Genomic DNA, 23,691 nt, shown 5'->3' with positions numbered 1-23,691 from the left:
AGGTGGCTATTTTTATTAAAAAAAGCTTAAGAAAGGTGTTTTTTATGAAAGAAATAGGATTGTATATACATATCCCCTTTTGCCATAGTAAATGTTTTTATTGTGACTTTAATTCTTATTCAAACATGAAAGATAAATTTAACCCTTATGTGGAAGGACTACTTAAGGAATTTGAGATAAAAAAAGAGTTGTTATCTAAATATATAATAAAATCTATTTTCATAGGAGGAGGAACTCCATCCTTACTCCCGATAGACGAAATGAAGAAAATATTAGATTATATAAATGATAATTTGAAACTGAAAAAAAATTTAGAATTTACAATTGAATCAAATCCAGGAACTTTAGATAGGGAAAAACTAGAACTTTATCTAAGAAGTGGAATAAATAGAATTAGCATGGGATTTCAGGCCTGGCAAGATTATATGCTAAAAGAAATTGGAAGAATACATACGAAGGATGAGTTTATACAAAATTTTAAGTTGGCTAGAGAAGTGGGATTTGAAAATATAAACGTGGACTTAATGTTTGGCCTTCCAAATCAGACTATAGAAGAGTGGAGAGAAACATTAGAAAATATAGTTAAGTTAAATCCGGAGCATATATCATCTTATAGTTTAAAGATAGAGGATAACACCATATTTGCGAGGAAATATGATGAGGGTCTATTAAAGTTGCCATCGGAAGAAGAAGATAGAAAGATGTATTATTTAGCTAAAGACATATTGACTAAAAATAACTATATCCATTATGAAATATCCAATTTTTGCAAAAAAGGATATGAAAGCGTACATAATGTAATTTATTGGAAAAATGAAGAATATATTGGTGTGGGTTTAGGTGCCCATTCATACATAAATAAAACTAGAACTTCAAATCTTATAGATGTGAATGAATATATTAAAAATTTAAAAATGGGAAATAGGATAGAAATAGTAGAAGAAGAAAATCATATAAAGGACCATATAAGTGAATGTATGTTTTTAGGATTAAGGTTAATAAAGGGTATAAATATTTATGAATTAAATGAAACATACAAGGTGAATATTGAACAAATATATGAAAAACAAATTAAAAAATTTATAGATGAAGGCTTGATGAAACAAGAAGGGCAATATTTGTTTTTAACGCCAAAGGGAATAGATTTATCCAATCAAGTATTTATGGGATTTTTAATAGAGTAAAAAAGGCATACGACCTATGGGAGAATAATGAAACCTGTGGTTCCTTTCGACGATTACTAGCGTAATCTGAGCATCCTCCTTTAAAGAGGCAGGGGATATTCCCCTACACCCACTTCATTTTTTTACTTATCTATAGTTTTGAAAAATTATAATTTCATATAAAGTTAAAAAATATATTGACAAATTATTTCATTAATGATAATTTTAAAACATAATAGTTTAGCACTCAATTAAAGAGAGTGCTAACAATTAGGAGTGATATTATGGAACTGGAAGAAAGAAAACTAAAAATTCTACAGGCCATAATAAGAGATTTCATAGAAACGGCAGAGCCTGTAGGCTCACGCACACTAGCTAAAAAGTATAACCTAGGAGTGAGTTCTGCTACTATAAGAAATGAAATGTCTGATTTAGAAGATTTAGGATACTTAAGTCAACCCTATACATCTGCTGGAAGGGTTCCATCAGATAAGGCTTATAGGTTGTATGTAGATAATATTATTAAAGATTTAAAAGTGGATAAGAAGCTTAATAAAGAATTAGAGAAGAAGTACATAAACAGTATAAGTGAAATAGAACAGGCAATTAGCCAAACGGCTAAGTTTATTTCTAAAACTACTAAACTGACTTCTGTAGCTTTATCTCCTCAATTAAGAGAAGGTATACTAAAGGGTGTAAAATTAGTACCTATTGATCCTAAAAGTATACTATTGATCATAGTATCTGAGACAGGAGAAGTAAAAAATACTATTATAAGGAGTATAAAACCTTATAATATAGGGGAGTTAGAATTATTATCTAATATTTTAGAATCAAAGCTAAAGAATTTAAGAATAGGGGAGATAAGTCCTGAGTTGATCAAAGTAGTGTATGAAGAAGCTCTTAGATACACTAGGATTGTAGAATCCATATTTCCAGCTTTAATAAGTACTATTGAAGATATGATTAATGTGGAATTATATTTAGAAGGTATTGCCAATATATTGGATTTGCCAGAGTATCATGACATAGAAAAGGCAAAAAAATTCATGAAATTATTAGGAAGAAAAGATAATTTAATAAGCTTGCTTCTAAATTCACAGGATGCTCTAAATATAAAAATAGGTAAAGAAAATGAGTTTGAAGAAATGAAAGAGTGTAGTTTAATTACAGCCACTTACAAGTATAAGGGGTTGATAATAGGAAAAATTGGGGTTATAGGGCCAACTAGAATGGACTATAATCATATAACTTCAGTAGTATCTTGTATAACTAATAGTTTAAGTAAAATATTAAAAGATAATAATAAATAGGTATTAATATTATTTAAGATTAAAAATGAACTAAGCTTAGTCTAATATGAGGATTGAGTGTTGTTCATAATAAATTTTAATATAGATAAAAGTTTTTATTAAATTAAGAAACCAGGTAGGTGAATGGCATGGAGAATAAAAATGTTCAAGAACAAGAAGAAGTAGAACAAATAATTGAAGAATCTGAAAAAGATTCTATAGAAGAAGACATAGAGGAAGCAAAAAATATTAATGATGGATTAGAAAAGATTCAACAAGAAAATGAAGAGTTAAATGGCAAATACTTAAGAATGACAGCTGATTTTCAAAACTTTAAGAGAAGGGTTGAAAAGGAAAAGGGAGACATATATAAGTTAGCCAATGAAAAGTTAATTGTGGACTTATTACCCATCTTAGATAATTTAGAAAGGGCCATTAACTCTCATAAAAGTGATATAAAAGACGAGTCATTCTTCAATGGAGTTGATATGATTTTAAAACAATTTGTTGATGTTCTTGGCAAAAATGGACTAGAAGCAATAGAGGCAATAGGCAAAGAGTTTGATCCAAATTATCACCACGCAGTTATGCAAGATAGTTCAGATGATGTGGAGCCTGATACTATCATGGAAGAATTTCAAAAGGGATACGTGTTAAATGATAAAGTAATACGTCCTAGCATGGTTAAAGTTATTAAATAAAATTTAAAATTTTTATATATATTCAAGGAGGAGATTTAAAATGGGTAAAGTAATCGGTATCGATTTAGGTACAACTAACTCATGTGTAGCAGTTTTAGAAGGTGGAGAACCAGTAGTTATTCCTAATGCAGAAGGAAATAGAACTACTCCTTCTATAGTAGCATTCTCAAAGAATGGAGAAAGATTAGTAGGAGAAACTGCAAAAAGACAAGCAATAACAAATCCAGAAAGAACAATAATGTCAATAAAAAGACATATGGGAACAGATTATAAAGTTGAGATAGATGGAAAAGAATATAGTCCTCAAGAAATATCAGCTATGATTCTTTCGAAATTAAAAGCTGATGCAGAAAGTTACTTAGGTGAAAAGGTAACTGAAGCTGTTATCACAGTTCCAGCTTACTTTACAGATAGTCAAAGACAGGCAACTAAGGATGCTGGTAAAATAGCAGGCCTTGAAGTAAAAAGAATTATAAATGAGCCAACAGCAGCATCTCTAGCTTATGGATTAGACAAAGAAACGGATCATCATAAGATTATGGTATTTGACTTAGGTGGAGGAACATTTGACGTATCTGCATTAGAACTTGGCGATGGAGTATTTGAAGTACTTGCTACTAATGGAAATAACCACTTAGGTGGAGATGACTTTGATGAAGCTGTAATGAACTTCTTGGCAGAGTCATTTATGAAAGAGCATGGAGTAGACTTAAGAAAAGATAAAATGTCTTTACAAAGATTAAAAGAATCTGCAGAGAAAGCTAAAAAGGAATTATCTAGTGCTCAAAGCACAAACATTAATTTACCTTTTATTACTGCAACGGCAGAAGGTCCACTTCACTTAAATATAGATTTAACTAGAGCTAAATTCAACCAATTAACATCTGGATTAGTAGAAAATACTATGGCTCCTACTAAGAAAGCTTTAGCTGATGGAAGCTTAAGCTCTTCAGATATTGAAAAGGTAATTTTAGTGGGAGGTTCTACTAGAATACCAGCAGTTCAAGATGAAGTTAAAAAGCTTACTGGAAAGGATCCACACAAGGGAGTTAATCCAGACGAGTGTGTTGCATTAGGAGCAGCTATTCAAGCAGGAGTATTAACAGGTGAAGTTAAGGATGTATTACTATTAGACGTAACCCCTTTATCTTTAGGTATTGAGACTTTAGGTGGAGTATTTACTAAGCTTATTGAAAGAAATACTACTATTCCTACAAAGAAGAGCCAAGTATTCTCAACAGCAGCAGATAATCAAACATCTGTTGACATTCACGTATTACAAGGTGAAAGACAAATGGCAGGAGATAACTCTACATTAGGAAGATTCCAATTAGGCGGAATTATGCCAGCACAAAGGGGAATTCCTCAAATTGAAGTAACATTTGATATTGATGCTAATGGTATAGTTAATGTTAGTGCAAAGGATAAGGGAACTGGAAAAGAGCAAAAAATCACTATTTCAGCATCAACTAACTTAAGTGATGAAGAAATAGAACAAAAGGTAAGAGATGCAGAGAAGTTTGCAGAGGAAGACAAGAAAATTAAAGAAGCTATAGAGTCAAGAAATAAGGCGGACTCATTAGTATATGAAACTGAAAAGACATTAAAAGAAGTTGGAGATAAGATTAGTGCTGATGAAAAAGCTAAGGTAGAAGCAGCTCTAGAAACTCTAAAGAAATCTTTAGAGGGAGATGACATAGAGGCTATTAATAAAGCTACTGAGGAATTAACTAGCCAATTCCATGCTTTATCACAAAAAATGTATGAGCAGGCAGCTCAAGCCCAAGGTGGAGCAGAAGGCCAACCAGGAGCTAAGCCAGAAGATGATAATGTGGTAGATGCAGACTATGAAGTAGTAGATGAAGATAAGTAATTTAGATTATTAAACCTAAGGCACCCTTATATGGGTGCCTTAAGATTGTAGATAAAGTTTACAAGATGATAGACTGTATAGATATATAAAATAGGTTGCAATGATAATGTATTTTGCATATAATTGATATAGCTTGTGGTTTCTCGCAAGTGCTAATTGGAAAGGCGGTGAGAATTAGTGGCAAAAAGAGACTATTATGAAGTTTTAGGAATAGATAGAAATGTAGATGAAAAAGAATTAAAAAGAGCATACAGAAAACTTGCTATGAAATATCACCCGGATAAGAACCCAGGGGATAAGGAAGCAGAAGAAAAATTTAAAGAAATCAATGAAGCTTATGAAGTCCTTAGTGATAGTGAAAAAAAGGCTAGATACGATCAATTTGGTCATGCTGGTGTTGATGGTCAAGCTGGATTTGGAGCAGGTGGATTTGGTGGATTTGATGATATATTTAGTGACATTTTTGACATGTTTGGAGGCGGATTTTCTTCATCTAGAAGAAGAAATGGACCTAAGAAGGGCGCTGACTTAAGATATGAGCTTAATATTACTTTTGAAGAAGCAGCCTTTGGAGCTAAAAAAGAAGTAAATATAAAGCGACACGAAAATTGTAAAAAATGTGGTGGGACAGGAGCAAAAGAAGGAACATCAAAAAAGACATGTTCTAATTGTAATGGAACTGGAGAAGTTAGATATGCTCAAAGAACACCTCTTGGACAATTTGTAAATGTAAAACCATGTGATGCATGTGGTGGAGAAGGCCATATAATAGAATCTCCTTGTGAAAGCTGTAATGGAACTGGAAAAGAGCTTAAGAACAAAACTATACAAATAAAGATACCAGAAGGTGTAGATAATGGTTCTGTAATATCTCTTAGAGGAGAAGGTGAACCTGGCGAAAAGGGAGGACCATCTGGAGATTTATATATTATACTTAGGGTTAAACCCCATGAACTGTTCAAAAGAGAAGGTAATGATATAATTTGTGAAGTACCTATTACTTTTACTCAAGCAGCTTTAGGCGATGAATTGATTATTCCAACTTTAGATGGAAAGGTTAAGTACAAAATTCCTGAAGGAACTCAGAGTGGAACTGTATTTAGGTTAAGAGGCAAGGGAATTCCTAACATGAGAGGTTATGGTAGAGGAGATCACTATGTTAAGATCATAGTTGAAGTTCCTAAGAAACTTAACTCTAAACAAAAGGAAATATTAGTGAAGTTTTCAGAAGTAATGGATGAAGATATTCACGAACAAAGAAAGACTTTTTTTGATAAGGTAAAAGAAATATTTAAATAATTATAAAAATGAATAATTGTGATTTTAAAAGGAGGCAGTTAAGGTTTAAAACCTATTATCTTCCTCCTTTTTTAATCTATATAATCTTTTAATGTTGTAAATAACCCTATATAGGGTATAATAACAGGTGAAGTAAAAGGTACGGAGGTTTAATAGATGAAATGGATCGAAGTAAAAATAAAAACTACTACTGAGGCAGTTGAGGCAGTATCAAACATATTATATGAAGCGGGTGTTACTGGAGTTGTAATAGAAGACCCTAATGATGCTTATTTAAAATCCAAGTGTGAAAATGAATGGGATTATTTTGATGAGTCCATATTAATTACAGATTATGAAGGAGCCATAGTAAAAGGATATTTACCAGAGGGAGAAGACTTAATAGACATTATCGAACTCATAAAGCAAAATGTTGAAAAGATTCCTACATACAATTTAGATAAGGGATTAGGAGAAGTAACTACAAGTGAAATATATGAGGAAGATTGGGCTAATGGATGGAAAAAATATTATAAACCTAAAAAAATTGGAGAAAAGGTAGTTGTAAAACCTACTTGGGAAGAATACGAACCGAAGGATGAAGAAGTTATTATAGAATTGGATCCTGGAATGGCATTTGGAACAGGAACCCATGAAACTACAATGATGTGTATACAAAATTTGGAAAGATACGTGGATGGGAATTCATTAGTATATGATATTGGTTGTGGTAGTGGTATTTTGTCTATAGGAGCAGCTAAATTAGGAGCTAAGGAAGTTATTGCTGTAGATTTAGATCCGGTGGCGGTTGAGTCATCTAGAAGAAATGTGGCACTTAATAATGTGGAGGATAAAGTAAACGTCCTAGAAGGAAATTTGATGGAGCTTATAGACGGAGAAGCAGACGTGGTTGTGGCTAATATTATTGCAGATATAATAATCGGACTTTCAGATTATATAGGAAAATTTATTAAGGATGATGGCGTATTCATTGCATCTGGAATAATACTAGATAAAGTCGAAGCAGTAAAAGAAGCTTTAAGTAAAAATAACTTGGAAATTATCAGTGTGGATAAACAAGGTGAATGGGCTGCAATAGTATCAAAAAAGTTTGGAGAGAAATAAAATGCATAGGTTCTTTGTGGAAAAACATAATATAGATAGGGAAAATAAAAATGTTATTATAAATGAATCGGAAGATGTGAAACATATTTCTAAAGTTCTTAGGCTAGAGGCAGGCGAAAAAATAGAAATATGCGACGGTCATAATAAAGAATACATATGTGAAATAGAACACATGTCTAAAAAGGATATAAGAGTATCTATAATTGAGGAAAAGGAATCAAATAGAGAAGCTAATGTGGTAATAGATCTATATCAAGGCCTTCCTAAAGCAGCTAAGATGGATACTATAATTCAAAAATGTACAGAATTAGGAATAAACAAAATAGTTCCCATTATGACTAAAAGATGTGTAGCCCAAATAAAGGATAAGAAGTCAGAAGAAAAAAAATTAGAAAGATGGGAAAAAATAGCCTTATCTGCAGCTAAACAATGTAAAAGAGGTAAAATACCTACAATAGCTGGATTACATAGATTTAATGAGGTAATAGATAAATTAAAGGAATATGATCTTGCAGTAGTTGCTTATGAAGATGAAGAAACTAATGGTCTTAAGAATTTACTAAAAAACTCTAATTATGAAAAAATTGCTATAATTATAGGACCTGAAGGTGGGTTTGAAAAAGAGGAAATAGAATTAATAAAAAACAACTATGGAAAATCTATTACCTTAGGACCTCGAATTTTAAGGACTGAAACGGCTGGTTTTACGGCTTTAAGTATAATAATGTATGAAATAGGTGATTTAGGAGGCAGATAAATGGGAAAAGTAGCCTTTTATACTCTAGGGTGCAAAGTTAATCAATATGAGACGGAAGCCATGACAGAGTTGTTTGAAAAAAATGGATATAATGTGGTGGAAAGCGAAGAAGTAGCAGATGTTTATGTAATAAATACGTGTACTGTAACCAATTTAGGAGACAGGAAATCAAGACAGTTTATAAGAAGATGCAAGAGAAAAAATCCTGATTCCATAGTAGCCGTGGTAGGGTGCTACTCTCAAACTGCACCAGATGAAGTATCTAAGATAGAAGAAGTAGACGTAATTTTAGGGACTAATGACAGAAATAAAATCGTAGATTATGTTAAAAAGAAAAAGAAACAAAAGGAAAAAATAAATGTAGTGACAGATATTATGCAGGTTAGAGATTTTGAAGAAATGACAATTGATAATATAAAGGGAAAAACTAGAGCCTTTTTAAAAATTCAAGAAGGCTGTAACCAATATTGTTCTTATTGTATAATTCCCTATGCAAGGGGTCCTATAAGAAGTAGAAAACTTGATGATATTATTAAAGAAGTAAAAAGACTTGTGGAAAATGGATTTAAAGAAGTGGTACTTACAGGTATTCATGTGGCCTCTTATGGAAAAGATTTAGATAAGGGAACTTTATTAGATGTAATTAAGGAAGTAAACAAAATTGAAGGATTAAAGAGAATTAGATTAAGTTCCATAGAACCTACTATAATGACTGAAAAATTTGTAAAGACCCTATCAGAACTAGATAAGGTTTGTGATCACTTTCATTTATCTTTACAAAGTGGTTGTGATGAAACTTTAAAGAGAATGAATAGAAAATACACAACTAAGGAATATATGGAAGTAGTGGGTAGAATAAAGCATTATATGCCTGAAGGATCCATAACTACAGATATAATAGTAGGATTTCCGGGGGAGACAGATGAAGAATTTGAAAAAACTATGGAATTTGTAAAAGACATAAAGTTTAGTCAAATTCATGTTTTTAAATATTCTCCAAGAAAAGGAACTCCAGCTGCTGAGTTTGAAAATCAAGTAGATGGAATTGTTAAGAATAAGAGAAGTGAAGAGTTAATTTCTGTGGCAGAAAAATTTGCTAAAGAATATAATAAGAAGTTTATAGGGCAAAATAAAAGAGTATTATTTGAAACTAAATCTGCTGAACAGGAAGGTTACTATGAAGGTTTAACAGAAAATTACATAAAAGTATTAGGAAAGTCTGATAAAGATATTTCTGGTAAAATCTTAAATGCAAAACTAGAAAAAATATATGATGAAATGGTATTTGGAAGTATTTTGGATAAATAGAAGGAAATCCTAATTATATGTGGAATACTTTATCTAAGGTTTCATTTTATTATAGAAAAGGAGGTGAAGCTCATGTCTGATTGTATTTTTTGTAAAATAGTTTCTAAGGAGATTCCTGCTAATTTAGTATATGAAGATGATCATGTAATAGCTTTTCATGATATTTCTCCTACTGCACCTGTTCATGTGTTAGTAGTACCTAAAGAGCATATAGAGTCCTTAAATCATATTACTCATGAGAAGAAGGAACTTTTAGGACATATTCACCTTTGCATAAAGGAAATCGCAGAAAAGCTAGACATAAGTGAAAGTGGATATAGAGTTGTTAATAATTGTGGTAAACAAGGTGGCCAAACAGTAGGTCATATTCACTTCCATTTATTGGGAGGAAGACAATTAGAATGGCCAGCTGGTTAAAATAGTTAAAAACTGTTGCATAAATTATAATTATAATGTATAATAGCATAGTGTTGTGTAATAGTAGTTTAAAAGCTTTGATTAGTCAGCACAAGTATCTATCGGAGGGAGGGAGAAGTAGATGGCATCAGAAATCAAAATAGGAGAAAACGAAACTCTTGAGAATGCTCTTCGTAGATTCAAGCGTTCATGTGCTAAATCTGGAGTTCTTTCTGAAGTAAGAAAGAGAGAACATTATGAAAAGCCAAGTGTAAAGCGTAAAAAGAAAGCAGAGGCAGCAAGAAGAAAGAAAAAGAAATTTTAATTAAAAAGGGGTGAATAAAGTGACCCTACAAGAAAAGTTAATGGCAGATCTAAAAGATGCTATGAAAAGTAAGGACAAGGTAAAAAAATCTGTAATTACTATGATTAGAGCTTCAATAAAACAATTTGAAGTTGATAATAGAGCTGAAATGACTGACCAGCAAATTTTAGAGATAATGTTTAAGCAAGTTAAGCAGAAAAGAGATGCAATTGTGGAATTTACTAAAGGCAATAGAGAAGATTTAGTAGAAGAAGCAAAAGCAGAAATAGAAGTCATAATGAACTACTTACCAAAGCAATTAACTGAAGATGAAATTAGGGTATTAGTAAAGGAAGCTGTAGAAGCTGTTGGTGCTACTAGTCCTAAGGACATGGGAAAATTAATGGGGGCATTAATGCCAAAGGTTAAGGGCAAAGCTGATGGAAAAGTGGTAAATAAGATCGTTAGAGAGTTCATATAAATCTTTTACGAAAAGACTTTTCACAATAGTAAGAAATGGCCTAATTATTAGGTCATTTTTTTGTTCTATTTTCCTTCCAAAAAATAGGAAAAGTGAGGGATACTATGAAGCGTATTGTAAAGTTACTAATAGTTCTATTAGTATTTAGCTTGTTAACAAGTATGTCTTATGGGAATGAGGCTGGAACGGTTTATGTGATACCCATAAAAGGAGAAATAAATAAAGCAGTAACTACTTACATAAAAGCTAATATTGAAAGAGCTGAGAAGGATGAAGATGCAATTGCCATAATATTTGAAATTGATACACTAGGAGGGTTTATACAAGAAGCTGTTAAAATTAAAGACTATATATTGGAATCTAATTTACAAACTATAGCCTTTGTGAATAAAAAGGCCGAGTCAGCAGGTGTACTTCTTACCATATCTTGTGACAAGATAGTTATGGCAAAGGGTGCCACAATAGGGTCTGCAGAGACCATTCCACATACTGAGAAAAATTTAAGTTATTGGAAGGGTGAACTAAGAGCCGTAGCTGAAATGAAAAAGAGAGACCCCAAATTAATAGAAGCAATGGCTGATAAGCGAAATGAGATTATAGATGAAAGTTCAGGAGAATATATAGTAAAAAAGGGAGAATTGTTAAACTTAACTAGTCAGGAAGCACAAGATGTAAAATTAATAGATGGAATAGGTTCTACTTATAAAGAAGCTTTAAATATAGCTAACATAAACTACAATCACGTGGAAGTAATAGGTGAAAATTTGAGTTTGAAAATTGCCCAAATAGTAAGTAATCCCTATGTGGCTACATTTCTTATAGTAATTGGGTTTTTAGGTATAATAATAGAGATTATGACTCCAGGTTTTGGAATTGGTGGTCTTGTAGGTATTATAGGATTTTTCACTTTCTTCTTTGGGAAAAATCTTTCCGGTGACTCTAGTATGATAATTATTGGTGTGTTTGTGTTGGGAATTATACTGTTCGCAATTGAGGTGGGAATACCTGGATTTGGAATCTTTGGCATAAGCGGTATTATACTTATAATAACTAGTATAATATTGTCTTTCAACTCCATAGTAGTAGGTGTATATGCTCTTTTAGTATCTTTAATACTATGCATAGTAGTAGGTATATTTTTGTTTAAATATGGGCCTAAAAGTAAATACTTAAACCATATAATATTAGATGAAAAATTAAGTATAAAAAATCAAGAAGAGTATTTGGAACATGAACTACTTATTAATGAAGTAGGAATAGCTATTACTACTTTAAGACCAGCAGGGACTGCCAACATCAAGGGAAATAGACATGATGTAATAACAGAGGGCAATTTTATTAAAGCTGGTGAACAAATTAAAGTAATAAAAGTAATTGGCAAAAAAATAATAGTTAAAAAGGTGGAGGATTAGTATGACAGGACCATTAATATCATTTGGGATTATAGCTATTGTAGGATTTTTATTATTGACATTTTTATTTAGCTTTATTCCAGTAGGGCTTTGGATAACAGCCTTTTTCTCAGGTGTTAGAATAGGATTGTTTACTTTAATAGGTATGAGATTTAGAAGGGTAGCACCATCAAGAATCGTAAATCCCCTTATTAAAGCTACTAAAGCTGGGATCAATTTAAGTATTGATAGTTTAGAAGCTCATTACTTAGCAGGTGGAAATGTAAATAGTGTAGTAGATGCACTTATTGCAGCTAACAGAGCTGATATAAAGCTTAGCTTTGACGATGCAGCGGCTATTGATCTTGCAGGTAGAGAAGTTCTTAGTGCCGTTCAAGTAAGTGTAAATCCAAAGGTAATTGAAACTCCTAAAGTAGCAGCTGTAGCTAAGGATGGTATTGAAGTTATGGTAAAGGCTAGGGTAACAGTAAGAGCCAACATAGAAAGATTAGTTGGTGGAGCTGGAGAAGAAACTATCATAGCTAGGGTTGGAGAAGGGATTGTAACTACTGTAGGTAGCTCTTCGTCTCACAAAGCAGTACTTGAAAATCCAGATAGTATATCACAAACCGTATTGGCGAAAGGTCTAGATGCAGGATCAGCCTTTGAAATATTATCCATAGACATAGCAGATATTGATGTAGGTAGAAATATAGGTGCTCAACTTCAAACGGATCAAGCTGAAGCAGATAAGAGAATTGCACAGGCTAAGGCGGAAGAACGACGTGCCATGGCCGTGGCCAATGAACAGGAAATGGTAGCTAGGGTACAAGAGATGAGAGCTAAGGTTGTGGAAGCAGAAGCTGAGGTACCAAAGGCTATGGCATATGCTTTGAAAGAAGGGAAAATGGGAGTTATGGATTATTACAATATGAAAAATGTAATGGCGGATACTGAAATGAGAAAATCTATTTCTTCTATAAGCAAAGACGAAGAATAGATATACATCTTCTGAGGATGTGATTTTATGAAATTAATTATAATAATTATTATAGTGGCTATTGTGAACTTCTTGCAATCTTCTCTGAATAGGCCAAAGAGAAATAGAGTTAATAGAAGAGATTTGAATAAAAAGCCCCATAAGGAAGTAAAAAATACTAAAGGGTTAGGTAAATATATTAAAATTGATGAAATGATAAAACCCTATCTAGATCCTGATGAAGAAGATAATCTAGTTGAAGAAGTAAGTGAAATAGTAGAAGATAAAATAGATACAGTAAAAGTAGAAAAGCCTAGAGACGTAGAAGTAAAACCATATAATATTAAAAAGAAAAAACATAAATCGAAACTAAGTATGGAAAAGAAAAATATTGCGCAAGGTATAATTTGGAACGAAATATTAAACAAACCAAAATCCTTAAGAAAATAATAAAAAATCACGAGTATAACTGCTCGTGATTTTTTTTGTTCATAAATTGTCCTATAGAACATTGTGTCATAGAGAATAGAATAGACGCATAAAATTACTATATAAAAAGGGGGAGTTTGATGAAAAATAAAAATATGGAGATAAGAGAGAGCTTAGCAGAATTACTAGAGCTTCCCAAAGATATAATACTTGATCTTCCTAGGATAACCATGCTTGGTAATTTGCAGCTATATATAGAAAATCATAAGGGCATAATAGAATATACTAAAGTTAGGATTCGAATTAAACTTAGGGAAGGAGCCTTAAGAGTTATAGGAAAAGATCTTACTATAAAGAATATAATGGAAGAAGAAATAGTAGTATGTGGAGAACTTCATAGTATAGAGTTTATAAAATAAGGGGGTGGAGGCTTTTGCTTGTTTTAAAATTATGGAATTACTTTAGAGGCTATGTTTTAATCAAAATAGAAGGTTTATCCCTAGAGAAATTTATAAACTATGCCATTGCAAGGGGAATTTTTCTTTGGGATATAAAGAGAATAGATTATACTACCATGGAGGCTAAAGTTGGTCTAAGGGCATATAAGGAACTTAGACATGTGGTAAAGAAAGCTGGCTGTCGAGTTAAAATAAAGGTTAAGATAGGATATCCTTTTTTTATGTATAAAATTAAAAAAAGAAAAATTTTTATGGGTGGATTCGCCTTTTTTCTAATATGCATATTTATAATGACCTCCTTCATATGGAGTGTTGATATTAAAGGCTGTGAGACCATAAATCCTACTGAAATAAAGGAATATGTGAAAAAGCAGGGTGTGAAAATTGGCGAGTGGAAATATGATGTGGATACGGAAGAATTAGAGAGAAACATGATTATTGATTTGAAAAAAATATCATGGGTTGGAATTGAATTTAAAGGCACTAAGGCTCTAATTGAAATTGTAGAAAAGGTAGAGCCGCCTCCTAAAGTAAATAAGGAGATGCCATGTGATATAATAGCTAAAAAGGATGGAGTAATAAAAAAGGTAATTGCTAAAGAAGGGGATTCATTAGTTAAAGAAGGGGATATAGTAAAAAAAGGCCAATGTTTAATTACAGGAGCCATAGTAAGAGAAGGTGTAGAGAATAGGTATGTTCATGCCTTTGGAGAAGTAATGGCAAAAACCTATTATGAAGAAAAAGATGAAATTAGTTTAATAAATGTGGAAAAAATAAAGACAGGAAATAAGAAAACTAAGAGAATAATAAAACTAGGAAATAGTCAAATTATATCGGGAGAAGAAAACATACCCTATAAGAATGTGTTAGTAGAAAGGAAATATAAAACTTTACCCAAGTGGAGGAATACTAACTTCCCTGTAGAAGTTATAATAGAAGAGTATTACGAAGTTAATATTAGAAAGAATAAACTTAATAAGTCTAATGTGAAGAAAATACTATTTGATAAGATGATGGTAAATGTACATAAGAAAATACCTAAAGATGGAAAAGTTATTAATAAAAATATTGTATTTACTGAAGAAAATAGTATAATTAAAGGCAAGTTGATAGTTGAAGTTTTAGAAAATATATCCACACAAAAACCTATTATGGAGGAAGAAATTATAAAAGAAAAAATAGACTTAGAAGAATAAACTTAAGGAGGATACAGGCTTGGTAGAGAAGAGAATTGACATTAACGAATTCCATTATACAAATGAATTATTCGGTAATTTTGATGAAAATATAAAGTTTATTGAGGGAAGGTTTAATGTAAATATAGTTTCAAGACAAGGAGAAGTAGTTATTATAGGAGAAAATGAATCTGTTAAAAAGGTAGAAAAGATAATATTAAAATTTATGAAACTATTAGAGGCAAAGGAAAATTTAGACGAACAAAAGATAAAATATACAATAGAATTGTTTGAAAAAGGAAATGAAAATAAAATAGATGAATTAGTAGAAGATGTGGTTTGTATTACATCTAAAGGAAAGAAGATAAAGCCAAAGACCATAGGTCAAAAGAAATATACAGAGGCTATAAAGGAAAATGACGTGGTATTTGGAATAGGTCCTGCAGGTACTGGTAAAACTTATTTAGCCATGGCCATGGCTGTAAATGCCTTTAAAAACAAAGAAGTAAATAAGATTATATTAACTAGACCTGCTGTAGAAGCTGGAGAAAGTTTAGGTTTTTTACCAGGCGATTTGCAAGAAAAGGTAGATCCTTATTTAAGGCCTTTATATGATGCCCTATATGATATTTTAGGGGGGGATACTTTTTTAAAATATAAGGAAAGAGGTATGATTGAGGTTGCTCCTCTTGCATATATGAGAGGAAGAACCCTAGATAATTCTTTCATAATATTAGATGAAGCACAAAATACCACAAAGGAACAAATGAAGATGTTTTTAACTAGACTTGGATTTGGCTCTAAGGCTGTTGTAACAGGAGACATAACTCAAATTGATCTACCAAGAGGAAAGGCCTCTGGATTAAATCAAGTAGTAAAAATTTTAAAGGACGTAAAGGGAGTATCATTTCAGTTCTTAGGAGAAGCAGATGTAGTTAGACATGCATTAGTTCAAAGAATAATAAGAGCCTATGAAAAATACGAAAATACTAAAGAGGAAATTTAGGAGGCACAACTATGACCTTCATAAAACATATGAAAAAAGCTATGAAAAATAGCTTTTTTATAAGGATGCTAAAGAATAAATATGTGGCTTACTCTGTTATAGCATTTATTTTTATAGGGAGTATGTTCTTTAGTATAATATCTGAATTTGCGCCAAATGAATATGATTTAAAAGCAGGGGATAAGGCTCCAGCAGATATAAAAGCTCCTAGGGATGTGGAAGATAAAAGTGCCACTGAAAGACTTATACAGAGGGAAATAGCTTCAGTAGAGAATATTGAGAAGTTTTATCCTACTATTCAAATTGATGTTAAAAAGAATATAGAAAAGTTTTTTAATAACCTATATCAAATAAGAGCAGAAGAAATACTTGATTATGAAAAATTAGAGTTATTAAAAAGTAAGAATAAATTATTATTAGATGATGAAAATTTAGAAGTGCTAATTAATGCTAACATAACTGAATTGAGAAATGTGGAGAGTTATGTATATGAAATTGTATCTCAGATAATGTCAAGTGGTATTAGGCCAGATGAACTTGAAAATAAGAAACATGAGATAGAGGAGTATTTTAAGGGCCTAGAAGATTTCTCTAATGATATAAAAAATATTGGAACTAAGATTGTAAACAATTCTATTAAAGCAAATAGATTTGTAGATGTGGAGACTACAAAGGAGAAAATTGAAGAGGCAAAAAACAGTGTAGAAAAGGTAATAATTAAAAGAGGAAGTATTATTGTGGGAGAAGGTGAAATAATAACACCAGACCATATAAGTGTATTGAAAGATTTAGGTGTACTAAAAAAAGATAATAAAAGGGATATGTTACTCTACTTAGGGGCTTTAGGAGTTATCCTAATGACCTTTGCGACTATAATATTATACATATATTTTTTTAATAGACCTTTATTTCAATCTCCAAGAAAATTATATTTATTAATAATACTTTATGTATTTGTGTTCTACATTAGCAAAAGTTTATTTAATTTATCTCCATATATTGGGGCTGTAGCTGCATTTACATGTTTAGTAGGTATATTGATAGAACCAAAGCTAGCCTTAGTTATAAGCATATGCATGACTATGATGTTGTCCATATCTAAGGGTTATAATGTGGAGTTCATATACACTAATATAATGGCTTGTATAGTGGCTGCATGTGGAATAAAAAATGCTAGTCAAAGAAGTACTATATTCATAACTGGATTAATGATTAGTTTTAGTAATATAATAATATTAACTTCAATTGGTCTTATAAACCATTATGATTTTTCATTAGTTTTTTCTAATGTGTATAATGGCCTTTTAAACGGTATATTTTGTGCTGTGATTACTATAGGATCATTACCTCTTTGGGAATGGGCTTTTAAAATATTAACGCCTTTTAAATTATTAGAACTTTCTAATCCTAATAATAAATTACTAAAAAGGCTGTTAGTAGAAGCACCAGGAACTTATCATCATAGTATAATTGTGGGAAATTTAAGTGAGGGTGCGGCACAGGCCATAGGCGCTAATAGTTTACTTGCTAGAGTTGGAGCCTATTACCATGATATTGGAAAATTAAGAAGACCCTATTTATTTAAGGAAAATCAACTGACTTCTGAAAATCCACATGATAAATTAAAACCCATAAGAAGTACTAATGTTATAACTAGTCATATAAGGGATGGACTTGACTTTGCTCGCGAAGAAGAATTACCACAGGAAATACGGGATATAATATTTCAACATCATGGAACTACTTTAGTAAAATTCTTTTACTTTAAAGCAACTCAGAATTCTAAAAAAAGTATAAATGAATCAGACTATAGATATAAGGGCGAAAAACCTCAAAGCAAAGAGGCTGCAGTAGTAATGCTTGCAGACTCTGTTGAAGCTGCTGTAAGAAGTATAAAAGAGCCTACGGAAGAAAAAATAAGAGATTTAATTGATAAGATTGTAAAAGATAAATTAAATGATAGTCAATTTGATGAATGTAATATGACTTTAAAGGATTTAAAGATGATATCTGAATCTTTTATGACCATACTTATGGGCATATTTCATGAGAGAATAGAATACCCAGATATGGATAAGGATAAGAAGGAGGACTAAGTATAATGAATGTAATAATTGATGATAGACAAGATAAAATAAAGTATGATGAAAATATGGAAAATCTAATAGTACAAGCTGTAAAAGAATCTTTAAAGGAAGAGAATGTAAGCGAGGAAGTAGAAGTAAGTGTTACATTTGTAGACAATGACGCAATAAAAGAATTAAATAGGGACTACAGAAATAAGGATAGTGAAACAGACGTATTATCATTTCCTCAGTATGATAGTATGGATGAGATAAATATAGGCATGTGTCTAGGAGATATTGTAATATCCTTAGAAAAGGCAGAAGAGCAAAGACAACTATATAATCATTCTTTTGATAGGGAAGTATTGTTTTTAACGGTCCATAGTATGTTTCACCTAATGGGATATGACCATGATACAGAAGAGAATACAAAAGAAATGAGAATGAAAGAAGAAAAAGTATTATCTCATATGGGTATACTAAGAAAATAATGGAGATTAACAATGAAAGTAAGAAAGCTAATAGATAGTTTTAATTATGCCATAGACGGTATATTTTATAGTATTAAAACTCAACGAAATATGAAAATACATATAATGATGGCAATATTAGTCATACTAGGAAGTATGTTTTTCGATTTGACAAAATGGGATTTGGCATTGGTTCTATTTTCCATATCACTAGTAATAATAACAGAAATGATAAATACTTCCATAGAAGTGACTATTGATTTAATAACAAAAGAATATCATCCCCTGGCTAAAATAGCTAAAAATGTTGCCGCTGGTGGCGTTTTATTAGCCGCATTAAACAGTATATTGGTGGCATATATTGTATTTTATGACAAATTCATACCAATAGCAGAGAGGTTATTTCATAAAATTAGAAGAACTAGTCTACATATTAGTTTTTTAAGCTTTCTTATAGTAATAATATCTGTTATAATAATAAAGCTACAAAAAGGGAAGGGAACTCCCCTAAAGGGTGGAATGCCTAGTGGCCATACGGCAGCGGCTTTCTCAATTCTAACTTCAATAATATTCATATCAGGCAATATATATGTTATATTGCTTGCATTAATATTAGCCATATTAGTAGCACAAAGTAGGATAGAGGGGAAAATTCATACATGGTTTCAAGTTTTTATAGGGGGAATATTAGGAATTGGAATTACATTATTATTTTTTCACTTACTAGGAAGTAATAGTTTCCCCAGTTTGTAGATAAGTATTCCTTAAGTGTAAAACAAATAGTAAATAGTATGTGTATATTATATAATAAATTAGGGGGAAGTAATAAAATCATTACTTCCCTTTTGTGACCACATTAAAGTACAAATTTAAAAAAAGTTTTTACTGGAGGATAAGTTTTATAATGAAGAACAATAAAATGCAGATAAAAGATGCTAGAAATATTTTCTTTACAGGATTAATAGTATTAATACCTATAGCAGCTACTTTTTTTACTATTGTGTGGCTATTTAATGTGGTAGATTCATTCTTTAGGGATCCTCTTCAAAAAATATTAGGATTTAGAATTGTAGGCATAGGTGTAATACTCACCCTAGTTATAGTATTTTGGACAGGTCTATTTGCTACTAATTATTTGGGAAGGAAAATAATTGATTTCTTAGAAAAAAGCATTTGTAAGGTGCCACTAGTAAGTATGATATATTCTTCTATTAAACAAATAATAAATACTGTTTTTACAGAAAAGAATAATAACTTTAAAAGTGCAGTTGCCATAGAATATCCATCTAAAGGAATTTATACTATAGGCTTTTTAACAGCTGATGCACCTAGAGTCATAACTGATATAACAAATGAAAAGATGAAAAGTATATTTGTTCCTACTACACCCAATCCCACTTCAGGAATGTTTGTTATGATTGCAGAAAAGGATATAGTGTATTTAGGTTTAAGTGTAGATGCAGCAATTAAGTTAATCGTATCTGGAGGAATAATAACACCAGATATTATACAGGATGAAAACAGAGATACATAAGAAAGGACGAGGGGGACATGAAGAAATTTATAATTTTAACTATCATTATGGGATCACTTGCGTTTAGTGGGTGTACTAAAGAAGAAAAAGTTGTAGAAACAGTAAAAGAAAAGGAGCCTATAGTAGAAGTAGAAAAAGAAGAAATAAAGAAGGAAGAACCAGTTGTAGAAGTGATAGAAGAAAAATTTCTATCGCCAATTAGCCATATGGAATGTGAAGAAGATCAAGTTAATAATAGACCCTTTGCTGTAATGTTAGACAACCAAGTTCACGCAAGACCACAGGCGGGACTTGATCAAGCTGAAATAGTATATGAAATTCTAGCAGAAGGGAATATTACTAGATATATGGCCATATTTGCTACAAAGTCACCTGAATTAATAGGACCCGTAAGAAGTGCAAGACCATACTTTATAGATAAGGCTTTAGAATATGATGCCCTATATGTTCATGATGGAGGGAGCCCTCAAGCCTTAGATGATATAGTAAGATTAAAAATGGCAGATATTAGTGCTCAATCAAGGGGGAAAAGTACATTCTGGAGAAAATCTCATAAAAAAAGACCTCATAATGAATACACTAGTGCAGATGCCATTAGAAAAGCTGCAAATGGAAGTAATTATAAAAAGACTGTAAATATAGATACGTGGAAGTATTATGATAAAGATACCTCTATTAATGGTAGTGAATTAAAGAATATAGATATACCATACTCGAAAAACTACAAGGTTACATTTAAATATAATGAAGATACTAAGTTATATGATAGATATATAAACAATAAACCTCATGTGGATGAAGCTTCTAAGACACAACTGACAGCTGAAAATATAATAGTTCAGAGGGCCTCTAAGAAAGTTTTAGATAGTGTTGGAAGATTAAAAGTAGGTTTAGTAGGAACTGGTGAGGGAATATATATAACAAATGGTGAAATGAAAGAAGTAACATGGAAAAAAGAGTCAAGAAGATCTATTACAAGATTTTTCTATAAAAATGGAGAAGAAATTAACCTAAATCCAGGTGTAACTTGGGTAGAGGTTATACCAAAATCTTTGAATTACACACAATACTAAACTAGGAGGACATAGTATGACAAACGAACAATTAATGGAAAAAGCGATTGAAGCAAAGGAGTTTTCTCATTCACCGTATTCAAACTTTAGAGTAGGTGCAGCACTGCTAACTAAGGGAGGTAAGGTGTATACTGGTTGTAATGTGGAATGTGCGTCTTATGGAGGTACAAATTGTGCTGAAAGAACGGCCATATTTAAAGCCGTATCAGAAGGGCACAAGGATATTGCAAAGATAGCTATAACAAGTGATTTAGATGACTATACTTTCCCATGCGGAATTTGTAGACAGGTAATAGTTGAATTTGGGTTAGATATTGAGATAATATTAGGTAATAAAGATGGAAAAATTAAAACTTTTTCAATGAGGGAATTATTACCTCATAGTTTTACGGAGGAAGATTTAAGAAAATAAATACGAAGGATGGATAAGATGAAGTTTAAATCAGGATTTGTAACAATAATAGGAAGGCCTAATGTGGGAAAATCCACATTGATGAATAATATAATTGGTGAAAAAATTGCCATAATGTCAGATAAGCCTCAGACTACTAGAAATAGGATACAAACCATACATACAGAAAAGGACTTTCAAATTATATTTTTAGATACACCTGGTATGCATAAGCCTAAGAATAAATTAGGTGAATATATGCAAAAGACAGCAGTAACTACACTAAACGAAGTGGATGTGGTATTGTTAGTAGTAGATGATACTACAGATATGGGCCCGGGAGATCAATATATAATAGATACTATTAAAAATATTAAAACTACTGTAGTATTAGCCATAAATAAGGTTGATAAAATTCCACCAGAGAAATTTGAAAAAATATATAATATGTATAAAAAATTGGGAGTTTTCAAAGAAATAATAGGAATTTCTGCATTAAATGATAAAAACACTAAGATGTTGATGGATACTATAGTTGAAAATCTTCCAGAAGGACCACAATATTTCCCTGCAGATATGATAACAGATCAACCAGAGAAAATAATAGTAAGTGAGATTATAAGGGAGAAATTATTACATTATTTACATGAGGAAGTTCCCCATGGTGTGGCTGTAGAAGTCCTTAAAATGAGAAAGAGAAAAGAAAAGGATATAGTGGATATTAGTGCAACTATTTACTGTGAGAAAAAATCTCACAAAGGAATAATAATAGGTAAAAATGGAAGAAAGTTAAAGGGAGTTGGAAAAAGTGCCCGTGAAGATATAGAAAGGCTTCTAGGATCTAAAGTATTTTTAGAGCTGTGGGTTAAGATAAAAGAAGACTGGAGAGACCAGCAAAACATGCTGAACTATTTGGGATACAAGTAATAGTATATTATTTTAAATGAAGAAAAAAATTCAATGAATATTCATCTCTAAATATTAAAAAACTAATATATGAAGTAAAGTATTTAAAATTTACTTTTCTATAGTAAGGAAAAATCTTTAGATTTTTCTTTGCTAATAGTTTTGCTTTTTAGATAAGTCTGGGAAAATATAATTTCCAAAAAAACAAATTTGAAAGGGGCACAAGGTAATGTTAGATAATGTATTTTGGCATGTATTCCTAAACACAGGAGATTTAAACAGTTATCTAGCCTACAAGGACTTAGAAGAAAGTATAATGATTAGGGATGAAGGCAGAGTAACAGAAGAAGAGTACTAAAAATTTGAGGTGGGGGAATGCTTTTTAAAACAGAGGCAATTGTCTTAAGGAAAAAAGTATTTGGAGAAAATGAAGCCTTACTAACTATTTTCTCTAAGAAAATTGGAAAGGTACAATCTGTTGTACGGGGATTTAAAAAGACTAAAGGAAAAGGATCTTCAAATATTCAGGCATTTACATATGGAGAGTTCATGTTGTATAAGGGGAAAAATCTATATCAAATTTCTCAAGTAGATTTTAAAAAATCATTTCATAAAATACATGAGGATGTAATTAAATTAAGCTATGGCTCATATATTTTAGAATTAACAGAGAGTAGTATAATCGAGGGGGAAAATAATCCTAAGCTTTTTAATTTATTAATTGATTTTTTGGATATACTAGGAAATAAGAAGGTAGATGTGGAAACTCTAGTAAAGGCCTATGAAGTTAAACTCATGCTTTATGCAGGCTATATGCCCGTTTTAACTGAGTGTGTATCCTGTGGGAATCCCAATGATTCCTCATATAAGTTTAGTTCTAGACAGGGTGGCATTTTATGTAGACAATGTCTAAACAAGGACTCTTATGCAATGAATATATCAAGTTTATCCATTAATGTGATGAGATATCTAATAAAAAGTCCTTTAGACAAGATTATAAAATTAAAAATTCAAGAGGATGTTAAAGGAGAACTAGATAAGATTATTAAGAATTATATATTAACTCATCTAGGGAAACGCACCTTTAATAGTCTGGAATTTCTTGAATCTATAAAATCTTTAAAAATTTAAATAA

At 31.3% G+C, this 23,691-nt stretch carries 26 protein-coding genes; all 26 read left to right on the top strand.

Features of this window, described 5'->3' with window-relative positions; all coding sequences use genetic code 11:
* Nucleotides 1-44 precede the first annotated feature (44 nt).
* Complete coding sequence (hemW, locus tag CCE28_RS12225; RefSeq protein WP_095134009.1) at nucleotides 45-1,184, top strand: radical SAM family heme chaperone HemW; 1,140 nt, start codon at nucleotides 45-47, stop codon at nucleotides 1,182-1,184.
* Between the two features lie 263 nt (nucleotides 1,185-1,447).
* The gene (gene hrcA, locus CCE28_RS12220; RefSeq protein WP_095134008.1) at nucleotides 1,448-2,476 is read left to right on the top strand and encodes a heat-inducible transcriptional repressor HrcA; all 1,029 of its coding nucleotides are present in this window, start codon (nucleotides 1,448-1,450) and stop codon (nucleotides 2,474-2,476) included.
* Nucleotides 2,477-2,604: 128 nt separating this feature from the next.
* Nucleotides 2,605-3,156, top strand: coding sequence for a nucleotide exchange factor GrpE (grpE, locus tag CCE28_RS12215; RefSeq protein ID WP_095134007.1), 552 nt, complete (start codon nucleotides 2,605-2,607; stop codon nucleotides 3,154-3,156).
* A 40-nt stretch (nucleotides 3,157-3,196) separates the two neighbouring features.
* On the top strand, nucleotides 3,197-5,029 hold the full coding sequence (dnaK, locus tag CCE28_RS12210) for a molecular chaperone DnaK (RefSeq protein ID WP_095134006.1): 1,833 nt from the start codon (nucleotides 3,197-3,199) through the stop codon (nucleotides 5,027-5,029).
* A gap of 177 nt (nucleotides 5,030-5,206) precedes the next feature.
* On the top strand, nucleotides 5,207-6,328 hold the full coding sequence (gene dnaJ, locus CCE28_RS12205) for a molecular chaperone DnaJ (protein WP_095134005.1): 1,122 nt from the start codon (nucleotides 5,207-5,209) through the stop codon (nucleotides 6,326-6,328).
* Between the two features lie 156 nt (nucleotides 6,329-6,484).
* Nucleotides 6,485-7,432 carry a 50S ribosomal protein L11 methyltransferase gene (gene prmA / locus CCE28_RS12200; RefSeq protein WP_095134004.1) on the top strand — a complete coding sequence of 316 codons (948 nt, stop codon included), beginning with the start codon at nucleotides 6,485-6,487 and terminating at the stop codon, nucleotides 7,430-7,432.
* Nucleotide 7,433: 1 nt separating this feature from the next.
* A complete protein-coding gene (locus CCE28_RS12195) occupies nucleotides 7,434-8,189 on the top strand; it encodes a 16S rRNA (uracil(1498)-N(3))-methyltransferase (RefSeq protein ID WP_095134003.1) in 756 nt (251 codons plus the stop codon).
* On the top strand, nucleotides 8,190-9,497 hold the full coding sequence (gene mtaB / locus CCE28_RS12190) for a tRNA (N(6)-L-threonylcarbamoyladenosine(37)-C(2))-methylthiotransferase MtaB (RefSeq protein WP_095134002.1): 1,308 nt from the start codon (nucleotides 8,190-8,192) through the stop codon (nucleotides 9,495-9,497).
* A gap of 72 nt (nucleotides 9,498-9,569) precedes the next feature.
* Nucleotides 9,570-9,914 carry a histidine triad nucleotide-binding protein gene (locus CCE28_RS12185; protein ID WP_095134001.1) on the top strand — a complete coding sequence of 115 codons (345 nt, stop codon included), beginning with the start codon at nucleotides 9,570-9,572 and terminating at the stop codon, nucleotides 9,912-9,914.
* A 121-nt stretch (nucleotides 9,915-10,035) separates the two neighbouring features.
* Complete coding sequence (rpsU, locus tag CCE28_RS12180; RefSeq protein ID WP_095134000.1) at nucleotides 10,036-10,218, top strand: 30S ribosomal protein S21; 183 nt, start codon at nucleotides 10,036-10,038, stop codon at nucleotides 10,216-10,218.
* Between the two features lie 19 nt (nucleotides 10,219-10,237).
* A complete protein-coding gene (locus tag CCE28_RS12175; protein WP_095133999.1) occupies nucleotides 10,238-10,678 on the top strand; it encodes a GatB/YqeY domain-containing protein in 441 nt (146 codons plus the stop codon).
* 104 nt (nucleotides 10,679-10,782) lie between these two features.
* On the top strand, nucleotides 10,783-12,090 hold the full coding sequence (locus CCE28_RS12170) for an NfeD family protein (protein WP_095133998.1): 1,308 nt from the start codon (nucleotides 10,783-10,785) through the stop codon (nucleotides 12,088-12,090).
* 1 nt (nucleotide 12,091) lies between these two features.
* A complete protein-coding gene (floA, locus tag CCE28_RS12165; RefSeq protein WP_095133997.1) occupies nucleotides 12,092-13,069 on the top strand; it encodes a flotillin-like protein FloA in 978 nt (325 codons plus the stop codon).
* Between the two features lie 27 nt (nucleotides 13,070-13,096).
* A complete protein-coding gene (locus CCE28_RS12160; protein WP_095133996.1) occupies nucleotides 13,097-13,498 on the top strand; it encodes a hypothetical protein in 402 nt (133 codons plus the stop codon).
* Nucleotides 13,499-13,617: 119 nt separating this feature from the next.
* Entirely contained in the window at nucleotides 13,618-13,896 is a 279-nt protein-coding gene (gene yqfC, locus CCE28_RS12155) for a sporulation protein YqfC (RefSeq protein ID WP_095133995.1), read from the top strand.
* Between the two features lie 14 nt (nucleotides 13,897-13,910).
* A complete protein-coding gene (gene yqfD / locus CCE28_RS12150; protein WP_176461795.1) occupies nucleotides 13,911-15,131 on the top strand; it encodes a sporulation protein YqfD in 1,221 nt (406 codons plus the stop codon).
* A 19-nt stretch (nucleotides 15,132-15,150) separates the two neighbouring features.
* Complete coding sequence (locus CCE28_RS12145; RefSeq protein ID WP_095133993.1) at nucleotides 15,151-16,116, top strand: PhoH family protein; 966 nt, start codon at nucleotides 15,151-15,153, stop codon at nucleotides 16,114-16,116.
* An 11-nt stretch (nucleotides 16,117-16,127) separates the two neighbouring features.
* Nucleotides 16,128-18,212 (top strand): HD family phosphohydrolase, encoded by a 2,085-nt coding sequence (locus tag CCE28_RS12140; RefSeq protein ID WP_095133992.1) that lies wholly within the window; start codon nucleotides 16,128-16,130, stop codon nucleotides 18,210-18,212.
* Nucleotides 18,213-18,217: 5 nt separating this feature from the next.
* Nucleotides 18,218-18,673, top strand: coding sequence for an rRNA maturation RNase YbeY (gene ybeY / locus CCE28_RS12135; RefSeq protein ID WP_095133991.1), 456 nt, complete (start codon nucleotides 18,218-18,220; stop codon nucleotides 18,671-18,673).
* Nucleotides 18,674-18,685: 12 nt separating this feature from the next.
* The gene (locus CCE28_RS12130; protein ID WP_095133990.1) at nucleotides 18,686-19,405 is read left to right on the top strand and encodes a diacylglycerol kinase; all 720 of its coding nucleotides are present in this window, start codon (nucleotides 18,686-18,688) and stop codon (nucleotides 19,403-19,405) included.
* Nucleotides 19,406-19,556: 151 nt separating this feature from the next.
* The gene (locus CCE28_RS12125) at nucleotides 19,557-20,186 is read left to right on the top strand and encodes a DUF502 domain-containing protein (RefSeq protein WP_095133989.1); all 630 of its coding nucleotides are present in this window, start codon (nucleotides 19,557-19,559) and stop codon (nucleotides 20,184-20,186) included.
* A gap of 17 nt (nucleotides 20,187-20,203) precedes the next feature.
* Nucleotides 20,204-21,259 carry a DUF3048 domain-containing protein gene (locus CCE28_RS12120; RefSeq protein WP_095133988.1) on the top strand — a complete coding sequence of 352 codons (1,056 nt, stop codon included), beginning with the start codon at nucleotides 20,204-20,206 and terminating at the stop codon, nucleotides 21,257-21,259.
* 16 nt (nucleotides 21,260-21,275) lie between these two features.
* On the top strand, nucleotides 21,276-21,671 hold the full coding sequence (locus tag CCE28_RS12115) for a cytidine deaminase (protein ID WP_095133987.1): 396 nt from the start codon (nucleotides 21,276-21,278) through the stop codon (nucleotides 21,669-21,671).
* An 18-nt stretch (nucleotides 21,672-21,689) separates the two neighbouring features.
* Nucleotides 21,690-22,577 (top strand): GTPase Era, encoded by an 888-nt coding sequence (gene era, locus CCE28_RS12110; RefSeq protein ID WP_095133986.1) that lies wholly within the window; start codon nucleotides 21,690-21,692, stop codon nucleotides 22,575-22,577.
* 208 nt (nucleotides 22,578-22,785) lie between these two features.
* Nucleotides 22,786-22,914 (top strand): YqzL family protein, encoded by a 129-nt coding sequence (locus tag CCE28_RS21855; RefSeq protein WP_141228355.1) that lies wholly within the window; start codon nucleotides 22,786-22,788, stop codon nucleotides 22,912-22,914.
* 17 nt (nucleotides 22,915-22,931) lie between these two features.
* A complete protein-coding gene (recO, locus tag CCE28_RS12105; protein ID WP_095133985.1) occupies nucleotides 22,932-23,687 on the top strand; it encodes a DNA repair protein RecO in 756 nt (251 codons plus the stop codon).
* Nucleotides 23,688-23,691: the final 4 nt, after the last annotated feature.

The sequence above is a fragment of the Anaeromicrobium sediminis genome, assembly GCF_002270055.1.
GTDB lineage: Bacteria > Bacillota > Clostridia > Peptostreptococcales > Thermotaleaceae > Anaeromicrobium > Anaeromicrobium sediminis.
The sequence above is the reverse complement of the archived record's forward strand: the minus strand, read 5'-3'. Positions and strand labels throughout refer to the sequence as shown.